18 protein-coding genes are annotated in these 18997 nt (G+C 56.3%); 10 read left to right on the top strand and 8 right to left on the bottom strand.

The window, feature by feature from the left end; translation table 11 throughout:
- The first annotated feature begins 88 nt into the window (after positions 1 to 88).
- Positions 89 to 715 (top strand): glutathione S-transferase family protein, encoded by a 627-nt coding sequence (locus IB237_RS11175; RefSeq protein WP_192488685.1) that lies wholly within the window; start codon positions 89 to 91, stop codon positions 713 to 715.
- Between the two features lie 89 nt (positions 716 to 804).
- Here IB237_RS11175 and alaS read toward each other — a convergent pair whose 3' ends face one another.
- A complete protein-coding gene (gene alaS / locus IB237_RS11170) occupies positions 805 to 3468 on the bottom strand; it encodes an alanine--tRNA ligase (protein ID WP_192488684.1) in 2664 nt (887 codons plus the stop codon).
- Positions 3469 to 3676: 208 nt separating this feature from the next.
- Entirely contained in the window at positions 3677 to 4765 is a 1089-nt protein-coding gene (gene recA, locus IB237_RS11165; RefSeq protein WP_192488683.1) for a recombinase RecA, read from the bottom strand.
- Between the two features lie 246 nt (positions 4766 to 5011).
- Here recA and IB237_RS11160 point away from each other — a divergent pair, with 246 nt between their 5' ends.
- Together IB237_RS11160 and IB237_RS11155 are read left to right on the top strand one after the other, a co-directional pair.
- On the top strand, positions 5012 to 5953 hold the full coding sequence (locus IB237_RS11160; protein ID WP_192488682.1) for a carbohydrate kinase family protein: 942 nt from the start codon (positions 5012 to 5014) through the stop codon (positions 5951 to 5953).
- Between the two features lie 30 nt (positions 5954 to 5983).
- The gene (locus IB237_RS11155) at positions 5984 to 6910 is read left to right on the top strand and encodes a pseudouridine-5'-phosphate glycosidase (protein WP_192488681.1); all 927 of its coding nucleotides are present in this window, start codon (positions 5984 to 5986) and stop codon (positions 6908 to 6910) included.
- 74 nt (positions 6911 to 6984) lie between these two features.
- On the opposite strand, the gene IB237_RS11150 is transcribed toward IB237_RS11155, so the two are convergent.
- Positions 6985 to 9102 carry an OmpA family protein gene (locus IB237_RS11150; protein ID WP_192488680.1) on the bottom strand — a complete coding sequence of 706 codons (2118 nt, stop codon included), beginning with the start codon at positions 9100 to 9102 and terminating at the stop codon, positions 6985 to 6987.
- A 299-nt stretch (positions 9103 to 9401) separates the two neighbouring features.
- Here IB237_RS11150 and IB237_RS11145 point away from each other — a divergent pair, with 299 nt between their 5' ends.
- The 6 genes from IB237_RS11145 (at position 9402) to IB237_RS11120 (ending at position 14099) form a co-directional block, all read left to right on the top strand.
- On the top strand, positions 9402 to 10175 hold the full coding sequence (locus IB237_RS11145; protein WP_192488679.1) for an ABC transporter substrate-binding protein: 774 nt from the start codon (positions 9402 to 9404) through the stop codon (positions 10173 to 10175).
- Positions 10176 to 10287: 112 nt separating this feature from the next.
- A complete protein-coding gene (locus tag IB237_RS11140) occupies positions 10288 to 11091 on the top strand; it encodes an ABC transporter permease (protein WP_192488678.1) in 804 nt (267 codons plus the stop codon).
- Positions 11088 to 11918, top strand: coding sequence for an ABC transporter permease (locus IB237_RS11135; protein ID WP_192488677.1), 831 nt, complete (start codon positions 11088 to 11090; stop codon positions 11916 to 11918). The genes IB237_RS11140 and IB237_RS11135 overlap by 4 nt, the downstream gene beginning before the upstream one ends.
- A gap of 160 nt (positions 11919 to 12078) precedes the next feature.
- On the top strand, positions 12079 to 12345 hold the full coding sequence (locus IB237_RS11130; RefSeq protein WP_192488676.1) for an usg protein: 267 nt from the start codon (positions 12079 to 12081) through the stop codon (positions 12343 to 12345).
- 89 nt (positions 12346 to 12434) lie between these two features.
- Entirely contained in the window at positions 12435 to 13262 is an 828-nt protein-coding gene (locus IB237_RS11125; protein ID WP_192488675.1) for a class I SAM-dependent methyltransferase, read from the top strand.
- 150 nt (positions 13263 to 13412) lie between these two features.
- Positions 13413 to 14099, top strand: a complete 687-nt coding sequence (locus IB237_RS11120) for a DNA alkylation repair protein (protein ID WP_192488674.1) — start codon at positions 13413 to 13415, stop codon at positions 14097 to 14099.
- 2 nt (positions 14100 to 14101) lie between these two features.
- On the opposite strand, the gene IB237_RS11115 is transcribed toward IB237_RS11120, so the two are convergent.
- From IB237_RS11115 to IB237_RS11105, 3 genes are all read right to left on the bottom strand, one after another.
- Positions 14102 to 14593: an Lrp/AsnC family transcriptional regulator gene (locus IB237_RS11115; protein WP_192488673.1), complete on the bottom strand. Its 492-nt coding sequence runs from the start codon at positions 14591 to 14593 to the stop codon at positions 14102 to 14104.
- Positions 14594 to 14658: 65 nt separating this feature from the next.
- Positions 14659 to 15297 (bottom strand): uracil-DNA glycosylase family protein, encoded by a 639-nt coding sequence (locus tag IB237_RS11110; protein ID WP_371815284.1) that lies wholly within the window; start codon positions 15295 to 15297, stop codon positions 14659 to 14661.
- 6 nt (positions 15298 to 15303) lie between these two features.
- Entirely contained in the window at positions 15304 to 15882 is a 579-nt protein-coding gene (locus IB237_RS11105; RefSeq protein ID WP_192488672.1) for a thermonuclease family protein, read from the bottom strand.
- A 108-nt stretch (positions 15883 to 15990) separates the two neighbouring features.
- Here IB237_RS11105 and IB237_RS11100 point away from each other — a divergent pair, with 108 nt between their 5' ends.
- Positions 15991 to 17529 (top strand): HAMP domain-containing sensor histidine kinase, encoded by a 1539-nt coding sequence (locus IB237_RS11100; RefSeq protein ID WP_192488671.1) that lies wholly within the window; start codon positions 15991 to 15993, stop codon positions 17527 to 17529.
- Positions 17530 to 17534: 5 nt separating this feature from the next.
- On the opposite strand, the gene IB237_RS11095 is transcribed toward IB237_RS11100, so the two are convergent.
- Both IB237_RS11095 and cobT read right to left on the bottom strand, forming a co-directional pair.
- Positions 17535 to 17939 carry a diacylglycerol kinase gene (locus tag IB237_RS11095; RefSeq protein WP_192488670.1) on the bottom strand — a complete coding sequence of 135 codons (405 nt, stop codon included), beginning with the start codon at positions 17937 to 17939 and terminating at the stop codon, positions 17535 to 17537.
- Positions 17940 to 17954: 15 nt separating this feature from the next.
- Positions 17955 to 18971, bottom strand: a complete 1017-nt coding sequence (gene cobT, locus IB237_RS11090) for a nicotinate-nucleotide--dimethylbenzimidazole phosphoribosyltransferase (RefSeq protein ID WP_192488669.1) — start codon at positions 18969 to 18971, stop codon at positions 17955 to 17957.
- Between the last annotated feature and the right edge of the window lie 26 nt (positions 18972 to 18997).

Here is an 18997-nt window from a genome sequence, read left to right as displayed (position 1 = left end):
TCGCGCCGGGTTTTCTTTTGGCTACGAGAGCAATGTCTTGATTACATCACAGGTCAGGCGCAGAATTTGCCAAAATGGAGGAGACGTTATGAGTGACCTGACATTTTATACCAACCCCATGTCTCGCGGTCGCATTGCCCGCTGGATGCTGGAAGAGGTTGGCGTGCCCTACCGCACCGAAATTCTGGCTTTCAGTACCGACATGAAATCACACGCCTACAAGGCGATAAACCCGATGGGCAAGGTGCCAGCCATCAAACATGGTGATACCATCGTCACCGAATGCGCGGCGATCTGCGCCTATCTTGCCGATGCTTTTCCCGGCGCAAATCTTGCCCCACCCACCAAACAGCGCGGCCTCTATTACCGCTGGCTGTTCTTCACGGCAGGTCCGCTGGAAATGGCAGGTTGCTTCAAGGCGCTCGGTGTTGAAGTGCCGCCAGACAAATACCGGATGGTTGGCTGCGGCGCTTATGCCGATGTCATGAACACACTGGAACTGGCTGTCAGCGAAAACCGCTTTGTGGCTGGCGATCAGTTTACAGCCGCCGACGTTTATGTCGCCTCACATATCGGCTGGGGCATGCAGGTCGGCACAGTCGAAAAACGTCCACATTTTGTGGAATATCTCAGCCATATCAGCGAACGCCCGGCATTCAAGCGTGCCTTGCAACTGGATGAGGAAGCCTCGAAAGAATTGCAGCCCACCGGCTGACATGGCTTAGCGGACGGCGATCAGAAAATAGAAAAAGGCGGGTCAAACCCGCCTCTTTCATTAAATGCGTCAATCGCAATCAGCAGGCCTTAGCCAGCGAGTGCCGCAGCAACAGCCTCGATGGCTTCAGAAGCCTTGGCACCATCAGGGCCACCGGCCTGCGCCATGTCAGGACGGCCACCGCCACCCTTGCCGCCGAGAGCAGCAGAAGCAACACGCACCAGATCAACGGCGCTGAAGCGCGAAGTCAGGTCTTCGGTGACCGACACAACGGCACTTGCCTTACCATCTTCGGAGACGGCAATCAGCAGCACAACGCCGGAACCAATGCTTGCCTTGGCATCATCAGCAAGGCCTTTAAGGTCCTTGGCTTCAATACCGGATAGCGACTTGGCCAGCAGCTTTACGCCGCCAATCTCCTGCACATCGCTTGCTGCGCCGTCAGCGGAACCGCCGCCCATGGCCAGCTTGCGACGGGCATCCGTCAGTTCCTTTTCAAGCTTCTTGCGCTCATCCAGCAGGCTTTCAACGCGCGACAACACTTCGCCCGGCTGAACCTTCAGCGAAGAAGCCAATGCCTTCACACGTTCGTCCTGCTCGGCGAGGTAGGCGAGAGCGCCCTGGCCGGTGACAGCTTCAACACGACGAACGCCAGCACCAACCGCGCTTTCGCCCAACACGCGCACCAGACCGATTTCACCGGTTGCCGACACATGCGTGCCGCCGCAAAGTTCTACCGAGTACGGACGGTTGGCCTTGGCGCCGTGAATGCCAGTGCCCATCGACACAACGCGCACTTCGTCACCATACTTCTCACCGAACAGCGCCATGGCACCTTCGGCAATCGCATCGTCAACGCTCATCAGACGCGTGGTAACAGGCGCATTCTGCAGAATGATCTCGTTGGCCATCTGCTCAACAATCTTCAATTCCTCTGCCGTCATTGGCTTTGGATGTGAGACGTCGAAGCGCAGACGCTCAGGTGCAACCAGCGAACCCTTCTGGGCCACATGCGTGCCGAGGATTTCGCGCAGCGCCTCATGCAACAGGTGGGTTGCCGAGTGATTTGCGCGCAGACGTGAGCGGCGGTCATGATCAACCGTCAACTGAACAGCGTCGCCGACCTTGAGGCCGCCCTTTTCAACCGTGCCGATGTGAACGAACAGGCCTTCGCCCTTCTTCTGGGTATCGGACACAGCAAATGCGCCATTGTCAGATGAGATGATACCGGTATCGCCCATCTGGCCACCGGACTCGCCGTAGAACGGGGTCTGGTTGACGACAACCTGCACGGTCTCGCCTGCAGCAGCCGCATCAACAGCTTTGCCGTCCTTGACGATGGCCTGAACAACGCCTTCTGCCGTTTCGGTGTCGTAACCGAGGAATTCGGATGCACCGAGCTTTTCCTTCAGTTCAAACCACACGGTTTCCGTTGCCTTGTCGCCGGAGCCGGCCCAGTGCGAACGTGCTTCGGCCTTCTGGCGCTCCATGGCATCGGTAAAGCCGGAGATATCGACGCCGATTTCACGGGCACGCAAAGCGTCCTGCGTCAGGTCGAGCGGGAAGCCGTAGGTGTCGTAAAGCTTGAATGCTGTTTCGCCGTCCAGCATGTCGCCCTTGTGCAGTGTCGAAGTTGCGTCGGACAGCAGCGAAAGGCCACGCTCCAGCGTCTTGCGGAAACGGGTTTCTTCCAGCTTCAGCGTCTCGGAAATCAGCGGTTCTGCACGCACCAGTTCCGGATAGGCACGACCCATCTGCTGAACGAGCGTTGGCAGCAGCTTCCAGATCAATGGCTCTTTCGAACCCAGCAATTCGGCATGGCGCATGGCGCGACGCATGATACGGCGCAGCACGTAACCACGGCCTTCATTGGATGGTAGAACACCGTCGGCAATCAGGAAGGCGGATGAACGCAGGTGGTCAGCAATAACGCGGTGGCTGGCACGCTTTTCGCCTTCAGCAGCAACACCGGTTGCTTCAACCGAAGCAGAGATCAGCGCACGGAACAGGTCCGTGTCGTAGTTGTCGTGCTTGCCTTGCAGCAGCGCGGAAATACGCTCAAGACCCATGCCGGTATCGATCGATGGACGCGGCAGATTGATGCGCTCTTCCTTCGTCACCTGCTCATACTGCATGAAGACGAGGTTCCAGATTTCGATGAAACGGTCACCATCTTCATCGGCAGAGCCGGGAGGGCCACCCCAGATATGATCGCCGTGGTCATAGAAAATTTCCGAACATGGACCGCAAGGACCGGTGTCACCCATGGCCCAGAAGTTGTCGCTGGTTGGGATACGGATAATGCGATCATCCGAGAAACCGGCAATCTTCTTCCACAGGTTAAAGGCTTCATCGTCAGTGTGGTAGACAGTTACCAGAAGACGGTTCTTGTCGATGCCGTATTCCTTGGTGATCAGGTTCCAGGCGTGCGTGATCGCCTCTTCCTTGAAGTAGTCACCAAAGGAGAAGTTACCCAGCATTTCAAAGAATGTGTGGTGACGGGCGGTGTAACCGACATTGTCGAGATCATTGTGCTTGCCGCCGGCGCGTACGCATTTCTGCGACGATGCAGCCGTGGAGTACGGACGGCTTTCCAGACCGGTGAACACGTTCTTGAACTGAACCATGCCCGCATTGGTAAACATGAGGGTCGGGTCATTGCGCGGCACCAGAGGGCTGGAGGCTACGATTTCATGACCATTTTTCTTGAAGTAGTCGAGAAAGGTCGACCGGATTTCATTTACGCCGCTCATGCCCACACACCGCTCATACTGAGTCCTTCATTGCCGTTTGCAATACGGCTAACCATCAAAACCACTGGCTTTTATCGTTCACGTCTGGCCCTGTCCAGCCATGCGGGCCGCAACCTTGGCACAAAAAAGGCCGCATGAACGGTGTCACGCGGCCTTTTGTTTCAATTCATACAGCGCCGTTTCAATTGAGAGACGGAGCCCCGCCCAATCATGCGTCAGGACCGTCGCCGTCTTCAGAGCCTTCCGGACCGCCATTTTGCAGGAAGCGGTCTGCAATCAGACCGGCATTCTGGCGGAGTGACAGCTCAATTTCATTGGCAAGTGCCGGGTTTTCACGCAGGAAGGTTTTTGCGTTTTCACGCCCCTGCCCCAGTCGCTGGCTGTTATAGGAGAACCAGGCTCCCGACTTCTCAACGATGCCGGCCTTGACGCCCAGATCGACCAACTCACCGGTCTTGGAAACGCCTTCGCCATACATGATATCGAATTCGACCTGCTTGAACGGAGGTGCCATCTTGTTCTTGACGACCTTGACGCGTGTCTGGTTGCCAACAACTTCTTCACGTTCCTTGACGGCGCCGATGCGGCGAATGTCGAGACGAACGGAGGCATAGAACTTCAGCGCGTTACCGCCGGTTGTCGTTTCCGGCGAACCGAACATCACACCGATCTTCATACGGATCTGGTTGATGAAGATGACCATGCAGTTCGAACGAGAGATCGATGCGGTCAGTTTGCGCAGCGCCTGGCTCATCAAACGAGCCTGAAGGCCCGGCAGGCTGTCGCCCATTTCACCTTCAATTTCCGCACGCGGCGTCAGGGCCGCAACGGAGTCGATAACCAGAACATCCACCGCGCCGGAGCGAACCAGCGTATCGGTGATTTCAAGTGCCTGCTCACCTGTATCAGGCTGAGAGATCAGCAGGTTCTGCAGATCGACGCCAAGCTTGCGGGCATAGACCGGATCAAGCGCGTGTTCCGCATCCACGAAGGCGCAAATGCCACCCTTTTTCTGGGCTTCTGCAATTGTCTGCAGCGCAAGCGTCGTCTTACCCGAGCTTTCAGGGCCGTAAATTTCAATGATACGACCTTTGGGAAGTCCACCAATCCCAAGGGCAATATCCAAACTAAGAGATCCCGTCGAAACCGTTTCAATTTCAACGACGTTTTCATTGGAGCCGAGCTTCATGATCGATCCCTTGCCGAACGAACGTTCGATCTGGGAGAGCGCTGCTTCCAGTGCCTTGCTTTTATCCACCGATTTATCCTCTACAAGACGCAAAGAATTTTGTGCCATCTGATCCACCTTTAGGTTATTGAAGCCCCACAGGCAATGAAGCGTTCCGTGAAGATTTTGTACCTTGTTTGTTCTCATTCGACAAGAGCAGATCATCATATTGAAAACAATAATGGATAAGTGGTTTGTTCTATTTTTGTTTTTCTTCGTGGAAGCCACGGCAAAAAAGATGAAAAACCACAGGTCAAACCGCAAAAGGGTCGAATCGCACCCCTGCATCAGACCGGTGGAATACGGGAACGGACGATGAAAAAAATACTCGTGCTCGGTGGTGCGCACATAGATCGCCGAGGTCTGATTACAGGTGAAACCTCACCGGCTGCCAGCAACCCCGGACGCTGGATGGAAGAGGCAGGCGGTGGTGGTTTTAATGCTGCCCGCAACCTTTCCCGCCTCGGTTATGACGTTCGGATCATCTCACCGCGCGGCGGCGATGCCACCGGCGAAGCAGTGGCGGCAGCGGCCATTGAAGCCGATGTCGAAGACACGCCTTTCGTGTTTCTGGATCGCAAAACACCCAGCTATACCGCAATCCTTGAGCGCGACGGCAACCTGATCATCGCGCTGGCGGACATGGATCTCTATGACCTGTTTTCACCACGCCGCCTGCGCGTGCGGGCTGTCAGGGATGCCATCGCAGCGACCGACGCCATTCTGTGCGACGCCAATCTGCCGAAGGATACACTTGCGGCACTCGGCAAAGCGGCGAAGGAACACGGCAAGCTTCTGGCTGCCATTGCGATTTCGCCAGCCAAGGTCGTCAAGTTGCAAGGCGCGCTTGAGAATATCGACATTCTCTTCATGAACGAGGCCGAAGCCCGCACCATTACCGGCCACAGCCCGGAAAAATCCGCCGACTGGCCAGCCCTGCTGCGTGCAGCCGGTGTGAGGGGTGGCGTGGTAACGCGCGGCTCCAATGAAGTGATTGCCTTTGTCGGCGAAAGCACTGCATCGCTGCAGCCACCGGTCCTGAAAGAGGTACGTGATGTCACAGGGGCTGGTGATGCTCTTGCATCCGGTTTTCTGGCGAGCCATCTTCATGGCCAGAACATTGGCGAAAGCCTGCGTTGGGGCACGGCAGCGGCGGCCATTACCGTCCTTTCACCCTTCGCCACATCGCATGAAATGTCACAAGACAACATTGACCTGATGTTACGTCTTGTGCCCGAAGCACAAACCCTGTCATGAGACACTGATAACAGAAATTGGAAATACCCGATGACAAAGCCAATCTCCCCTCTCCTACCGATTGTCTATTCCGAAGAAGTTGCTGCTGCCAAACAGCGCGGCGCACCAATCGTTGCCCTTGAATCGACCATCATCACCCATGGCATGCCTTACCCTGGCAACATTGAAATGGCGCAGGGCGTGGAAGAGCTGATCCGCCAGGAAGGTGCCGTACCGGCCACCATCGCTGTTATCGATGGCGTTCTGCATATCGGCCTTGAAAAGCACCAGCTGGAAACCTTGGCCCAGACCACAGGTGCCATGAAAGTCTCGCGCGCCGATATCGCCTTTGCGATTGCCGAGCGTCGCACCGGTGCAACCACCGTTGCCGCTACCATGATTGCCGCTGCACGCGCCGGCATCAAGGTCTTCGCAACCGGTGGCATTGGTGGCGTACACCGCGGCGCCGAAGAGAGCTTCGACATCTCTGCTGACCTGACTGAACTTGCCAAGACCGGCGTGATCGTCATTTGCGCTGGCGCCAAGGCCATTCTCGACATTCCAAAGACGCTGGAAGTTCTGGAAACCGGCGGCGTTCCTGTCGTGACCTATGAAGCCACTGAGTTCCCGGCCTTCTGGTCGCGTTCGTCTGGCCTGCAAAGCCCGCTGACACTGAACAGCCCGGCTGCCATTGCCAACTTCCAGACGACCCGCGAACAGCTTGGCATCGACGGCGGCATGTTGATCGCCAACCCGGTTCCGGAAGAAGATGAAATTCCGCGCGAAGAGATGGAAATCTACATCAGCCGCGCCATTGCCAATGCAGAGCGTGAGGAAATCACCGGCAAGGCCGTAACGCCTTACCTGTTGGACAACATCTTCCGTCTGACCAGCGGCCGCAGCCTCAAGACCAACATTGCCCTGGTGCGCAACAATGCACGCCTGGCCGCTGAAATCGCGGTTGCCCTCAACGGCTGATTTGTTCGATATTTCAGGCATGAAAAAGCCCGGTTCCTTTCGGAGCCGGGCTTTTTATTGTCTTCAGAACAACATCAGTTCTGTGCGACCGGACGAACCAGCGGCGTGACACGGCGGATGGTAACACGGCGGTTCTGCTGTTCTGCAGAAAGGGTGCGTACCTTCAGGTAACGTTCGCCATAGCCCTGCGTTGCCAGGTTTTCCGGCGGAATGCCGTAAACGTCGGTCAGGATATTTGCGACCGATTCAGCGCGACGGTCCGACAGGATCAGGTTGCTTTCGTCAGAACCGACGGCATCCGTATGACCTTCAATGAGGAAGGTTTCGGCCGGGTTCTGGTCCAGCGTCTTGTTGATGGCGTCTGCCACCTTGCGAAGTGTGCGTGCCTGGTTCATCGGAATATCGGCACTGCCCGTCGCAAAGGTCACCGTATCGAGGTCGATACGACGCACTTTGTCACGAATACGCGCAGAGTACTTCACCTCATCCAGCGAGTAGACACGCTCGACAGGTTCGACGGGCGGCTGTTCCAGGAACGAGTAATAGTCACGGTCCGGATCGCTGGTCGTGTCGATGATGTAGTCCTGAACCGGAATGCGCAGGCGCATCGGTGGCAGGTCGAGGCCCGGATCGCGATAAGCGTATTCGCGGTCAGGACGGTCCATCAGTTCCGGTGCGTAGAACAGCACATATTCACGGCCACGATTGTCGATTCGCGAACGCTGGATGATGTCGCCGTAACGGTTACGGATCGTCACAACCTGCGTGCCGTCGTTACGCTCCACAGTTTCGCGGATACGGCCACCTGGCAGACGCTCGTAATACGGCTCTTCACCTTCACGCACGAAGCGGCTGGTATCGTCGCCACGCACGATGATGCGGTCACCTAACTGCAGGATGATACGGGCGCCATCATCATTGTTGTTACGACGGCCACCATCGCGTGGCTGCCACTCACGCACGCCTTCCGGACGTTCAAAACGTGGTGGACGGGCTATGCGCTCACCCTGTTGGGCGGTTGCGGCTTCCATCTTGACCGGTGGCGGTGGTGCCTTGCCATCTGGCCGCATGGCCTGTGCTTCGGCATCCGAGGTCGGAACCTTCACTTCACCGGCCTGCTCACGTTCCTTGCGGCGTTCGTCACGAGACTTTCTGTCGCCAGAACGTTCCGCTTCCTTGTCGCTGTCGAGAACGGCAGCACCCTTGTCGACCGGCAGAATAACCGTTTCGTCGGTCTTGGACGGGTCCGCAGCAATGGCCTTGGCCTGGTCCAGCTGTTCCTTGGTCATGGAAGGAGCTTCTTCCTGCGGAGCAGCGACCTGATCCGGCACGGCTTCACCGGCCGGGGCCTGGCCACTTGCAGCACCGTCCTGTGGTGGTGGCGGTGCATCAGGGGCTGGCGGCGCATCTGGTGCTGGTGCCGGGGTGGGTGCAGGTGCAGTAGCGTCCGGTGCAGGTGCCGCAGCATCTGGCGCAGGTGCCGGTGTCGGCACAGGTGCTGGCTCTTCAGCGGCGGGACGTGTAGCAGGTTTTTCACGGTTCGGGCGTGGGCGCTGCTTTGACTGGTCATCACCCGGCTGGCGGCCCGGCTGCGGGTCTGCCTGCTGTTCAGGCACTGGAGCCTTCTCAGGCGCTGGTGATTCCTGCGGTACTGGAGCTTCCTTCGGCTCAGGTGCTGGTGCTTCAGCGGCTGGCTCGCGTTTTGGTCGGCGCTTCGGCTCAGGGGCCTGCTCGGCGGCAGGAGGAGCAGCCTCAGGTGCGGGTGCTGGCTCAGCCGCAGGCGGCGCAGGTTCTGGTGCCGGTGGCGGAGGTGGTGCCTCAGCGGCGGGTGGTGGTGGTGGTGCTGGCTCCGGCGCAGGCTCGGCCGCAGGTGGTGCGGGTTCCGGTGCCGGTGGTGGCGCTGCGTTCTGCGCGGCAAGCGCTGCATCAAGCTCTGCCTGCGCGGCCCCTACGGCCGACTGTGCGGCAGAAGTGTCACCACCGCTAGCCTGGGCATCAGCCAGTGCCTGCTGCGCTGCCTGCAATTGCTGGCGCGCACCTTCAACGCTGACCTGTACGCGAATAACATCCCGGCTCTCAGCTTGGAAAGAAACGGTGGGCCTCAATGTCATGGCGCCGGCTGGTTGAGCCGTCATGACAATGGACATAAGGGGAAGAACAACCCCGGCCCTCAACATGGTTTTATTCAACATCGTGTTTCCTCATGTGCCTGAATGCTTCGTTGTCATCTGCGTCATTCAGGGCTTTTTTGTGCCCGGTCAGCGCAACGCGCCAACCATGACATTGTTCCAATCATGGACGGAGAAGCCTGTACGCAGAATGAACGGACAACAACCATACCGAAGCTGTTTGACAGATCGTGGAATTGAGGTTGCATTTTATTTGCAACGGTATGAGTATCCGGCCAGCGAGGTGCAATGACCCCACGCAACAGACATTGGCACGGATAAAAACAACAGCCTGCCAGTGAAAACCAAAAGAGAGGATCGCAATGCGTATTTCTACACGTCTTCTTGCCGCCGCTTCTATCGCGGCAGTATCTTTGTTTTCCGGCGCAGCCTTTGCGCAAGACAAGCTCGTTATCGGCACGGAAGGCGCTTACCCTCCCTTCAACAACCTTGAAGCGGACGGCACACTGACCGGTTTCGATATCGATATCGCCAAGGCGCTCTGCGAAGAGATGAAAACCGAATGCACCTTCGTAACCAACGACTGGGATGGCATTATTCCGGCTCTGCAGGCCAAGAAGTTCGATGCAATCGTTGCGTCCATGTCGATTACACCTGAGCGTCTGGAAAAGGTCGACTTCTCCAAGAAGTACTACAACACACCTCCGGCCATTGCCGTTCCGAAGGATTCGCCAATCAAGACGCTTGAAGACCTCAAGGGCAAGAGCCTCGGCGCGCAGGGTTCCACAACCCACGCCAACTACGCCGAAAAGCATCTGGCTGATTCTGACCTCAAGCTTTACCCAACCGCTGACGAATATAAGCTCGACATCACCAACGGCCGTATTGATGGCGTTATCGACGACATCGTCGTTCTGTCGGAATGGGTCAAGTCTGACGCTGGCGCTTGCTGCAAGATCCTGACACCACTGAAGGTCGATCCTGAAATCAATGGTAATGGTGCCGGTATTGCTGTGCGCAAGGGCGACACTGCACTTGCTGACAAGCTGTCTGGCGCTATCGCCGCCATCCGTGCGAACGGCAAATACAAGGAAATCAACGACAAGTACTTCGATTTCGACGTTTACGGCGAATAATCAGTGCTGATCTGTTGAAAGTTGATGGCGGATGGCTTGCCCTTCCGCCATTTTTGTTTGAAAAACATGGATAGATTCAAAAAAAGCGGCAAAGACCGCAGGGGAAGTTGGCATGAGCGGATTGTTTTCCGCGGTAGGCTCTTTTTGGGCCTACATTACGCATCTATTTGATCCATTCTGCGGCCCTGTTGGTGTCTTCTCGTTTCTGGATCAGTCCAGCATCATTTCCTGTGGCCCGACAGGCTGGGGTGACGAAGTTGCCTTTGGCGTCAAGGTCACCATCACACTGGCACTGGCAACTTTGCCGGTCGGTTTGATCATCGGCTTCATGATCGCACTTGCAGCCCAGTCCAGCGAAAAGTCGCTGCGGATCGCTGCCGGTATCTACACCACGATCTTCCGCGGCCTGCCTGAGCTTTTGACGCTGTTCATCGTGTATTACGGCATACAGATGCTGCTGCAATCGGTGGCCGGTTCGCTTGGTTTCAGCGGACCGATCGAAATCAACGCCTTTGTAGCGGGCATGATTGCACTGGCCGTGGTGTTTTCGTCCTATTCCTCAGAAGTGCTGTTATCCGCTTTCAAGGCCATACCCAAAGGCCAGTATGAAGCGGGCGATTCCCTAGGTCTTCGACGCAGCCGCACCATGCTGCTGATCGTACTGCCGCAACTGGTCAGAATTGCCCTGCCCGGCATGACGAACCTGTGGATGATCCTGTTGAAGGACACGTCTTACGTGTCGATCATCGGCCTGACCGACATCCTGCGCCAGACCGGCGTTGCGGCCCGCGTCAGCAAGGAAGCCTTCTTCTTCTACGGACTTGCCTGCTTGCTCTTTCTGGTTCTCGCCATGCTGTCGTCGATTGGTCTCGGTTACATTGATCGCTGGTCACGCAAATCGGAGGCCAAACGATGAGCCATGCCGAACACCTGATTGCAGCCCGCCCTGCGCCGCCTGCCAAAAAAAAGCCGATGACACTGGCCCGCGCCAGCGGTTACGTCATCATTGGCATCTGGTGCCTTGTGGCTCTTGGCCTCGTCTACACCATCATCAACGGTTGGGACTGGGCCAAGGTTGAACGTTACGGACCGCGTTATCTCGACGGCCTGAGAACAACGATCATTCTCGTCACGGTCTCTATCATTCTCGGCGCTATCCTGTCGCTGCCGATTGCCTTTGCGCGCATGTCAAAAAACCCGTTCTTGGCGGCACCGGCCTATGCCTATGTCTACGTGTTTCGGGGCACACCGCTGCTGGCGCAGCTGTTCCTGATCTATTACGGCCTTGGCACATTCCGCACAGAACTTGAAAGCATTGGCCTGTGGTGGTTCTTCCGGGAAGCCTGGTATTGCGGCCTGCTCTCCATGACGCTCAACACAGCGGCCTATCAGGCTGAAATCCTGCGCGGTGCCATTGCCAGCGTGCCGATCGGTCAGCGCGAAGGCGCCTTTGCGCTTGGCCTGCCGAAATCGATCATCTTCCGCAAGATTACCATGCCGCAGGCACTCATTGTTGCCCTGCGCCCCTATGGCAATGAAATCATTCTGCTGATCAAGGGTTCGGCTGTTGTCTCCGTCGTGACCGTATTTGACCTGATGGGCCAGACACGTTACGCCTTTTCCCGCACCTTCGATTACCAGACCTATCTTTGGGCCGCGATTTTCTACCTGACAATCGTCGAGACACTGCGCCACGTCTGGGCATGGCTTGAAGCCCGCCTGACGCGCCACCTGAAGCGCTGACCCTGCTAGCAGCACTCCACGACGAGAGCTGCTAACACACTGAAAAATAATTTCTTTTTAGCCAGATAAATACAATTTCAAGATTCGGTTAACCATGTCATGCTCCCATGGTGATGTTGAACACAGGTTCACCACCGCCAAAAAAACGGGAACAGGTATCATGAACACAGACATGGAAATGATGCTGAAAGGTTACGGCCTCACCACTGCCCAGATCTTCTACCGCATGCCCGATCACCCCGCTTTGCTCCAGACCTATGTCTGGCAGCATTACGATCTGGCACCGGACTTTCCGGAAATGAACGGCTTTCTGAAGTTCTGGCGTGAAAAGCTCGATGGTCCCCTGCATTCGGTAAAATATGTGCATCGGCAACTGATTTCGGCCAGCGAATGGCGCGCACTGAAGGGCGAGTTCATTATCCACTGAATAACGGCTATTCGAGATAAACATTGCACGTGCCCGGCGGGCAGCTTACAGCAAGGCTGAACACCAAAAATTCAGCCAAGGGTACTGCAATGACCGGAAAACAACAGAAGATCGACGAAGAGGCCCTTGCCGAAGCCTATAACCGCGCACTGGCCCATGAGAAGGCTGGCGAGATCGATGCTGCCGTAGCAGCCTACCAGGAAGTTCTGGGCCTTGATCCGGAAGATCATGGTGGTGCGGCTGTTCGCCTTGCTTCACTTGGTCGTGGCGAGACACCGCCAAAGGCTCCCGATGCCTATGTCGAAACACTTTTTGACCAGCACGCCGAAGCCTTTGAAGACATTCTGGTCGAGCAGTTGGGTTATGCCGTTCCGATGATCGTGCGCCAGCGCCTGCAGTCTCTCAACCTTGGCCCATTCAAGCGCCTGCTCGATCTCGGCTGCGGCACCGGCCTGACGGGTGCCGCCCTGCGGGACATGGTGGAAGACAGCACCGGTATCGACATTTCCGAGAACATGGTTGAAATCGCTCATGAAAAGGAAATCTACGAAACGCTTTACGTAGCGGAAGTCGAGGATTTCCTTGAGGACAATGACGATGACGCTTTCGACCTGATCACCGCCACCGATGTGCTGCCGTACCTTGGTGCGCTTGAGCCGCTGTTTTTCGGTGCGGCCGAAAACTTGGCTCCGGGCGGCATCTTTGTGTTCTCGTCTGAAACACTGCCAGATGATGTTCTGGCTGGACGTGCCTACATGGTTGGTCCGCACCAGCGTTTTGCCCATGCAGAAAGCTACGTGAAGGAACGTCTCGAGGCGACTGGTTTCGAAATTCTCGAAGTCACCGACATCAATGTGCGTATGCAGGATGGCAACCCGACACCGGGCCATCTGGTGGTGGCAAAGCTCAAGGCTTAAACCTCAAAAAAGGCGCGGCAAAAATCGCGCCTTTTTCTTTGCCTATGTTTCGCGATTTGCGAGCGTGTCACGACATGTCGCATGGCATGATGTCCTGAAAAGCGGCATGATGCCTCAATGGTCGATATGCGGCCTTGAGGTGAACAGGCAATGCTCGACAAAAACGCATCCGCACAAGACATCATTCGCCACCTTCAAACCATGACATCGCAGGATGCCATTGATAGCATGCGCCGCTTTTCCATTGTCACCGATACCGCACTTGGCATCAGCAATCCCGACCTGCAAAAGCTGGCCCGGCAGGTCGGCAACAACCACCAGCGCGCCTTGCAATTATGGAATAGTGACATTCGTGAAGCGCGGTTGATGGCGATCTATACCGCCGACCCAACCTTGTTGACACGGAACGAATGTCTGGCCTGGGCGGGCGATTTCAGTTCCTGGGAAATTGTCGATGCCGCTGCCGATCTCTTCACGCAGACGCCATTCTGGAAAGACCTGATCGACACATTCAGCGCTGACGACAGGGAATTTGTCCGGCGCACCGCCTTTGCGATGATTGCCGGCGCAACGGTTCACCTAAAAAAAGAACCGGACGAAACCATGCTCGGATTTTTGCCGCTCATCAAGACATATGCAAATGACGACAGGAATTTTGTGTGCAAGGCAGTGAACTGGGCGCTGCGCAATATCGGCAAACGCAGCACCAATTGCCACGCCCCCGCACTGGCATTGGCGCAGGTTTTGGCAGACAGCGAAAACAAAACGGAAAGATGGGTTGGCAAGGATGCCGTCAAACAATTGACGGGCGAAAAACTGCTCGCCCGTCTGAAGTAGTCTTATTCTTCACCCGACGACTTGGTGTTGTCGAGCAGCATGTAATCTAGCGGCAGTTCAGTCGTGTACTTGATCTGCTCCATGGCGAAGGCAGACGACACGTCGCGGATTTCGATCTTGGCAATCATGCGCTTGTAGAAAGCATCGTAAGCACCGATGTCAGGCACCACCACGCGCAGCAGGTAATCCACGTCACCGCTCATGCGGTAGAATTCGACAACCTCAGGGAATTCGGAAACCACTTCCGAGAAACGCTTCAGCCACTCAATGGAGTGGGATGCCGTGCGAATGGAGACAAAAACTGTAACCTTGGTGTTGACTTTGGCCGGGTCCAGAAGAGCGACACGACGGCGAATGACACCATCTTCTTCCATCTTCTGGATACGCCGCCAACAGGGCGTCGTGGAAAGGCCGACTTTCTTGGCAAGGTCAGCAACAGCCAGGGTTGAATCCTCCTGAAGTATGCGCAGGATTTTGCGGTCTAATCGATCCAATTCCATTCCTCCTGAATTATTTTCCTTTAGATACACGATTCAAAAGAAAAAAACAGAAAAATTTTTCACTTAATTAGCATTTCAACAGACTGTCGCAAAACTGGCAACAGGTCCTCTTCAAACCATGGATTTTTCCGTATCCAGGCTGTATTGCGCCAGCTTGGATGCGGCATTGGCAGCATACGAATGCCCTCATTCCTGAAAAATGTCGTGCGCCAGTCGCGTACCGTTTCCGTGACATTGCCACTGCGCGTTTTGCCCATGTGCCAGGCCTGCGCATAGCCGCCAATCGCCAGAACCAGCTCTATCTGTGGCATGGCATCCATCACCCGCTGACGCCAGAACGGTGCGCATTCCTTGCGCGGTGGCAGGTCGCTACCCTTGGCATCGTAACCGGGAAAACAGAACCCCATCGGCACGATGGTGAACAGATCGCGATTGTAAAACTGGTCGCGGTCGACAGACAGCCAGTTGCGCAGCCGGTCACCAGACGCGTCATTGAACGGCAGACCGCTTTCATGCACCCGAAGCCCCGGCGCTTGACCCGCAATCAAGATACGCGCCTTGGAGGAAATCACCGCCACCGGACGCGGCTCATGCGGCAAGCGATAGGCCTCACCGCGCGCCGGCGTGTCACGACAGATCCGACAGGCGGCAATCTCGGCTCTTAATATATCCAGATCCTTGTCCCTGATATCAGGCACTCACACTCACTCCCAGCCAACCAGATGGCGCACCGCCGCAAGGAAACCGGACAATGGTACGTCCATTTCCGCCGTCTTGCGCAACTTGCGCCAATCGGCCGGCGCTTCAAACACCCCTGCCCAAAGGCCAAGCCCACCGGCCTTTGCTTCCCTTTCCTCGTCCGAAAACAGAAAATATTCTGTCCGCACAGCCAGTCCCCGGCGCACCATTTCAGCCGCCACATCCTGCCCATTCATGAAACAACGAACAAGCAAACGCTGATATCGATCCGTGTCATTGCCACGGCATTCCAGTCCGGCAGAAACCAGGCCGGCCAGCGCCTGTTTGGCGGCCTGCCCGCAAGGCCAGTCAGAACCATTGCGCTGGCATTGCTGGTCAAGTTCAGGCGCATCGATACCCAGCAGACGGAAACGTTTTCCGTTCAGCGCCAGCGTATCACCATCAATGACATAATAGGTTCCTGCATGCCGCTGCATGTTGTCGCTGTCCAGCTTGGCAGCGATCAGAATTCCCAGCAGAAAAATGGCAATCAGCACAATTCCGTCGCGCAAAAAAGCCAACCGCCTGCCCTTGTTTTGTCTCATATGCCAACAAATCCTTTTCACAAATGGCAAACAAATAGTTTCACGGCAGCATCTTCTTAAGATTTCGCGGTTAGTGTTTCAGCCATTCGTGTCATTCCTGTTGTATCAATGAGTAAAAGCGTCAGCACATCAACAGACAAGAACATTGTCGACCGCTCCAAAACGCACCGTAACAAGGCGGTTGCGAAGGCAGTGAAGTTGACACGCGAACGCTTGCAATATGGTCAGGGCGGAAACAACACCTTTGACCGTGACATGCTGGAAATGCATATAAGCACAGCACTGCACGGCGCAACGATCATGCCGCTTTTCATTGTGTTGGTCACAGGTTTGGGTGTGTATTTAACACGCGAAGCCAATCTTGTGGCTTGGGCCATCTGTGCGCTTGGCATTCACGCCGTGTCGCTGATTGCTGCCAAACGGGCCAACAAGCAGGAACTGACGGCCATCTCCACCACCCGGTGGCACAATATCTTCCTGGCAATCCAGATTATTACCGGCTGCGTCTGGGCCTACATCGCCGCCTATGAAGCGCCGCCTGCGGTACAACCCGCCTATTTCCTGTTCTTCAAGGGCGCGACCCTGCTGATTGCGCTGGCAATCATCTCCATGTCGAATGCCATGCTGCCGCGTGCGGCAATGATGACATTCCTGCCGGTTCTGACCGCACTGATTATCGTGGCGGCCACATCGCGCTCTGTTACCGGAATCAGCGTTGCGGCAATGTTCATCGTTGCCATGCTGTTTTTCCATTACCTTACCGACCGGCTAGCCAAGTCCAACATCAAGCTTTTGTCCTTCCAATCGGAAAAGGACGATCTGATTGCCGAGCTTGAAGTGGCAAAGTCCATGTCAGACGAGGCCCGCCGCCGCGCTGAAGAGGCAAACCTTGCCAAGTCGCGCTTCCTGGCTTCCATGTCGCATGAGCTGCGCACCCCGCTCAACGCCATTCTCGGTTTCTCCGAAGTGATGGCAACGGAGGTTCTGGGGCCACTCAACAACCCGCTCTACAAGGAATATTCGGGCGACATTCACAGGTCCGGCAAACATCTGCTCGACCTGATCAATGAAATCCTCGACCTGTCGCGCATCGAAGCCGGTCGTTACGACCTGCATGAAGAAACCATGTCGCTGCTGGATCTGGCAGAAGATTGCATCGGCATGATCCAGCTTCGTGCCCGCGCCAAGAACATTTCTATTGCCCAGCAGTTTGAAAGCAGCCTGCCACTGGTCTGGGCCGATGAAAAGGCCATCCGTCAGGTCGTTCTGAACCTGATGTCCAACGCCGTGAAGTTTACCCCGCAGGGCGGTGAAATCATGATGAAGGTTGGCTGGACGGCCGGTGGCGGCCAATACATTTCCATCAAGGACAATGGCCCCGGTATTCCCGAGGAAGAAATCCCGGTCGTGCTGTCAGCATTCGGTCAGGGATCGATTGCCATTAAAAGTGCCGAACAGGGAACCGGTCTTGGCCTGCCTATCGTGCAGGCCATTCTGGCCAAACATGATGGCCAGTTCATTCTGAAATCGAAACTGCGTGAGGGAACGGAAGTCATCGCCATTCTTCCGGCCAAACGCGTGCTGCAGAGCCTGCCTGCCGTCGAAGACACGCAGGCAGTCCAGCCGCGCAAACGCTCATTCGCCTAAGATCGTCAGCCCGGAAACAGGTTGACGACCAGTGCGTAAACGACAAATCCGGCATTGATCAGGATAAGGCAGAAGACCGCAAGTGAACCGAGGTCCTTTGCGTGGCGACCGACCGATGAAATCTCCGGCGAGATACGGTCTACCAGTTCCTCGATTGCGGTATTGATGGCCTCAAACGCCACCATCAGCAACATCAGAATGACAAAAATCAGATAGTGCACGAAGGGTGCACCAATCACTGCAAACAGCACCAGACCTGCAAACAGCAGCAGAACCTCGTGGCGGAATGCAGCCTCCTGCCACAGGCGTTGAAGCCCCTGAACGGAGTAGCGCAGGGCAGCAAACAAATGCCTGATACCCTTTTCCTTCACGAAAGCTGCCGGCTTGTCGTTTGATTGTGGTTTTGTCATTCAGCGGTCTTCACTTCAGCTGCGGTTGGAAACGCCAGCGGCATCAAATGTTGCCATGCCGGAGTGGCAGGCGGCAGCGGCCTTGACGATGCCGGCAGCAAGTGCAGCACCGGTACCCTCACCCAGCCGCATGCCAAGTGCCAGAAGCGGTGTCTTGCCCAGCTTTTCAACGGCAGCAAGATGGCCCGGTTCACCCGACACATGGCCAATCAGGCAGTGGTCGAGAGCAGATGGGTTCATGGCCTTGAGAAGGGCCGCAGATGCTGTTGCGACATAACCATCGATCAGCACGGGGATCTTCTCCATGCGTGCCGCCAGAATGGCACCAGCCATCGCCGCAATTTCACGACCACCAAGACGGCGCATGATTTCAAGCGGGTCAGACAGATGGTCCTTGTGGAACTCAACGGCGGCTTTGACGGCAGCAATCTTGCGCGCCATCACATCGCCTTCGGACCCGGTGCCGGGACCGGTCCAGTCTTCAGCCGTGCCGCCGTAAAGCGCCAGGTTGATAGCTGCCGCAATCGTGGTGTTGCCAATGCCCATTTCACCAATGCACAGCAAGTCGGTGCCACCGGCAATCGCTTCCATGCCAAAGGCCATGGTGGCGGCGCAGTCACGCTCGGAAAGAGCCGCTTCGCAGGTAATGTCACCGGTAGGATAATCCAGCGCCAGATCGAAGATCTTCAAGCCAAGGTCATTGCTGACACAAATCTGGTTGATCGCCGCACCACCGGCTGCAAAATTCTCGACCATCTGCTGGGTCACGGAGGAAGGATAAGGCGTGACACCATGTTTGGTAACGCCGTGGTTGCCAGCAAAGATCGCCACCAGCGGACGAGTGACGGACGGTGCCCGTCCCGTCCATGCGGCAAGCCACATGGCAATTTCTTCCAGCCGACCGAGAGAACCCGCCGGTTTGGTCAGCTTGGCGTTACGCTCCTTGGCGTCAACCAGCGCATGGGTCGAGGGACCGGGCAGATCGCGCAGCAGCGTACGAAAATCGTCGAAAGGCAGGCCGCTCATGCTCATGATATCAATCTTCCTCGTTCATTCCG

Origin of the sequence: Agrobacterium sp. AGB01 (assembly GCF_014851585.1) — a bacterium.
GTDB lineage: Bacteria > Pseudomonadota > Alphaproteobacteria > Rhizobiales > Rhizobiaceae > Agrobacterium.
The sequence above is the reverse complement of the archived record's forward strand: the minus strand, read 5'-3'. Positions and strand labels throughout refer to the sequence as shown.

Bases quoted from the DNA above. Each gene is read 5' to 3' on its own strand.
- IB237_RS11100 (WP_192488671.1), top strand. From the start codon at position 15,991: ATGAGTAAAAGCGTCAGCACATCAACAGACAAGAACATTGTCGACCGC.
- IB237_RS11150 (WP_192488680.1), bottom strand. From the start codon at position 9,102: ATGTTGAATAAAACCATGTTGAGGGCCGGGGTTGTTCTTCCCCTTATG.
- recA (WP_192488683.1), bottom strand. From the start codon at position 4,765: ATGGCACAAAATTCTTTGCGTCTTGTAGAGGATAAATCGGTGGATAAA.
- IB237_RS11135 (WP_192488677.1), top strand. From the start codon at position 11,088: ATGAGCCATGCCGAACACCTGATTGCAGCCCGCCCTGCGCCGCCTGCC.
- IB237_RS11160 (WP_192488682.1), top strand. From the start codon at position 5,012: ATGAAAAAAATACTCGTGCTCGGTGGTGCGCACATAGATCGCCGAGGT.
- cobT (WP_192488669.1), bottom strand. From the start codon at position 18,971: ATGAGCATGAGCGGCCTGCCTTTCGACGATTTTCGTACGCTGCTGCGC.
- IB237_RS11130 (WP_192488676.1), top strand. From the start codon at position 12,079: ATGAACACAGACATGGAAATGATGCTGAAAGGTTACGGCCTCACCACT.
- IB237_RS11155 (WP_192488681.1), top strand. From the start codon at position 5,984: ATGACAAAGCCAATCTCCCCTCTCCTACCGATTGTCTATTCCGAAGAA.
- IB237_RS11095 (WP_192488670.1), bottom strand. From the start codon at position 17,939: ATGACAAAACCACAATCAAACGACAAGCCGGCAGCTTTCGTGAAGGAA.
- IB237_RS11140 (WP_192488678.1), top strand. From the start codon at position 10,288: ATGAGCGGATTGTTTTCCGCGGTAGGCTCTTTTTGGGCCTACATTACG.
- alaS (WP_192488684.1), bottom strand. From the start codon at position 3,468: ATGAGCGGCGTAAATGAAATCCGGTCGACCTTTCTCGACTACTTCAAG.
- IB237_RS11145 (WP_192488679.1), top strand. From the start codon at position 9,402: ATGCGTATTTCTACACGTCTTCTTGCCGCCGCTTCTATCGCGGCAGTA.
- IB237_RS11125 (WP_192488675.1), top strand. From the start codon at position 12,435: ATGACCGGAAAACAACAGAAGATCGACGAAGAGGCCCTTGCCGAAGCC.
- IB237_RS11175 (WP_192488685.1), top strand. From the start codon at position 89: ATGAGTGACCTGACATTTTATACCAACCCCATGTCTCGCGGTCGCATT.
- IB237_RS11120 (WP_192488674.1), top strand. From the start codon at position 13,413: ATGCTCGACAAAAACGCATCCGCACAAGACATCATTCGCCACCTTCAA.
- IB237_RS11105 (WP_192488672.1), bottom strand. From the start codon at position 15,882: ATGAGACAAAACAAGGGCAGGCGGTTGGCTTTTTTGCGCGACGGAATT.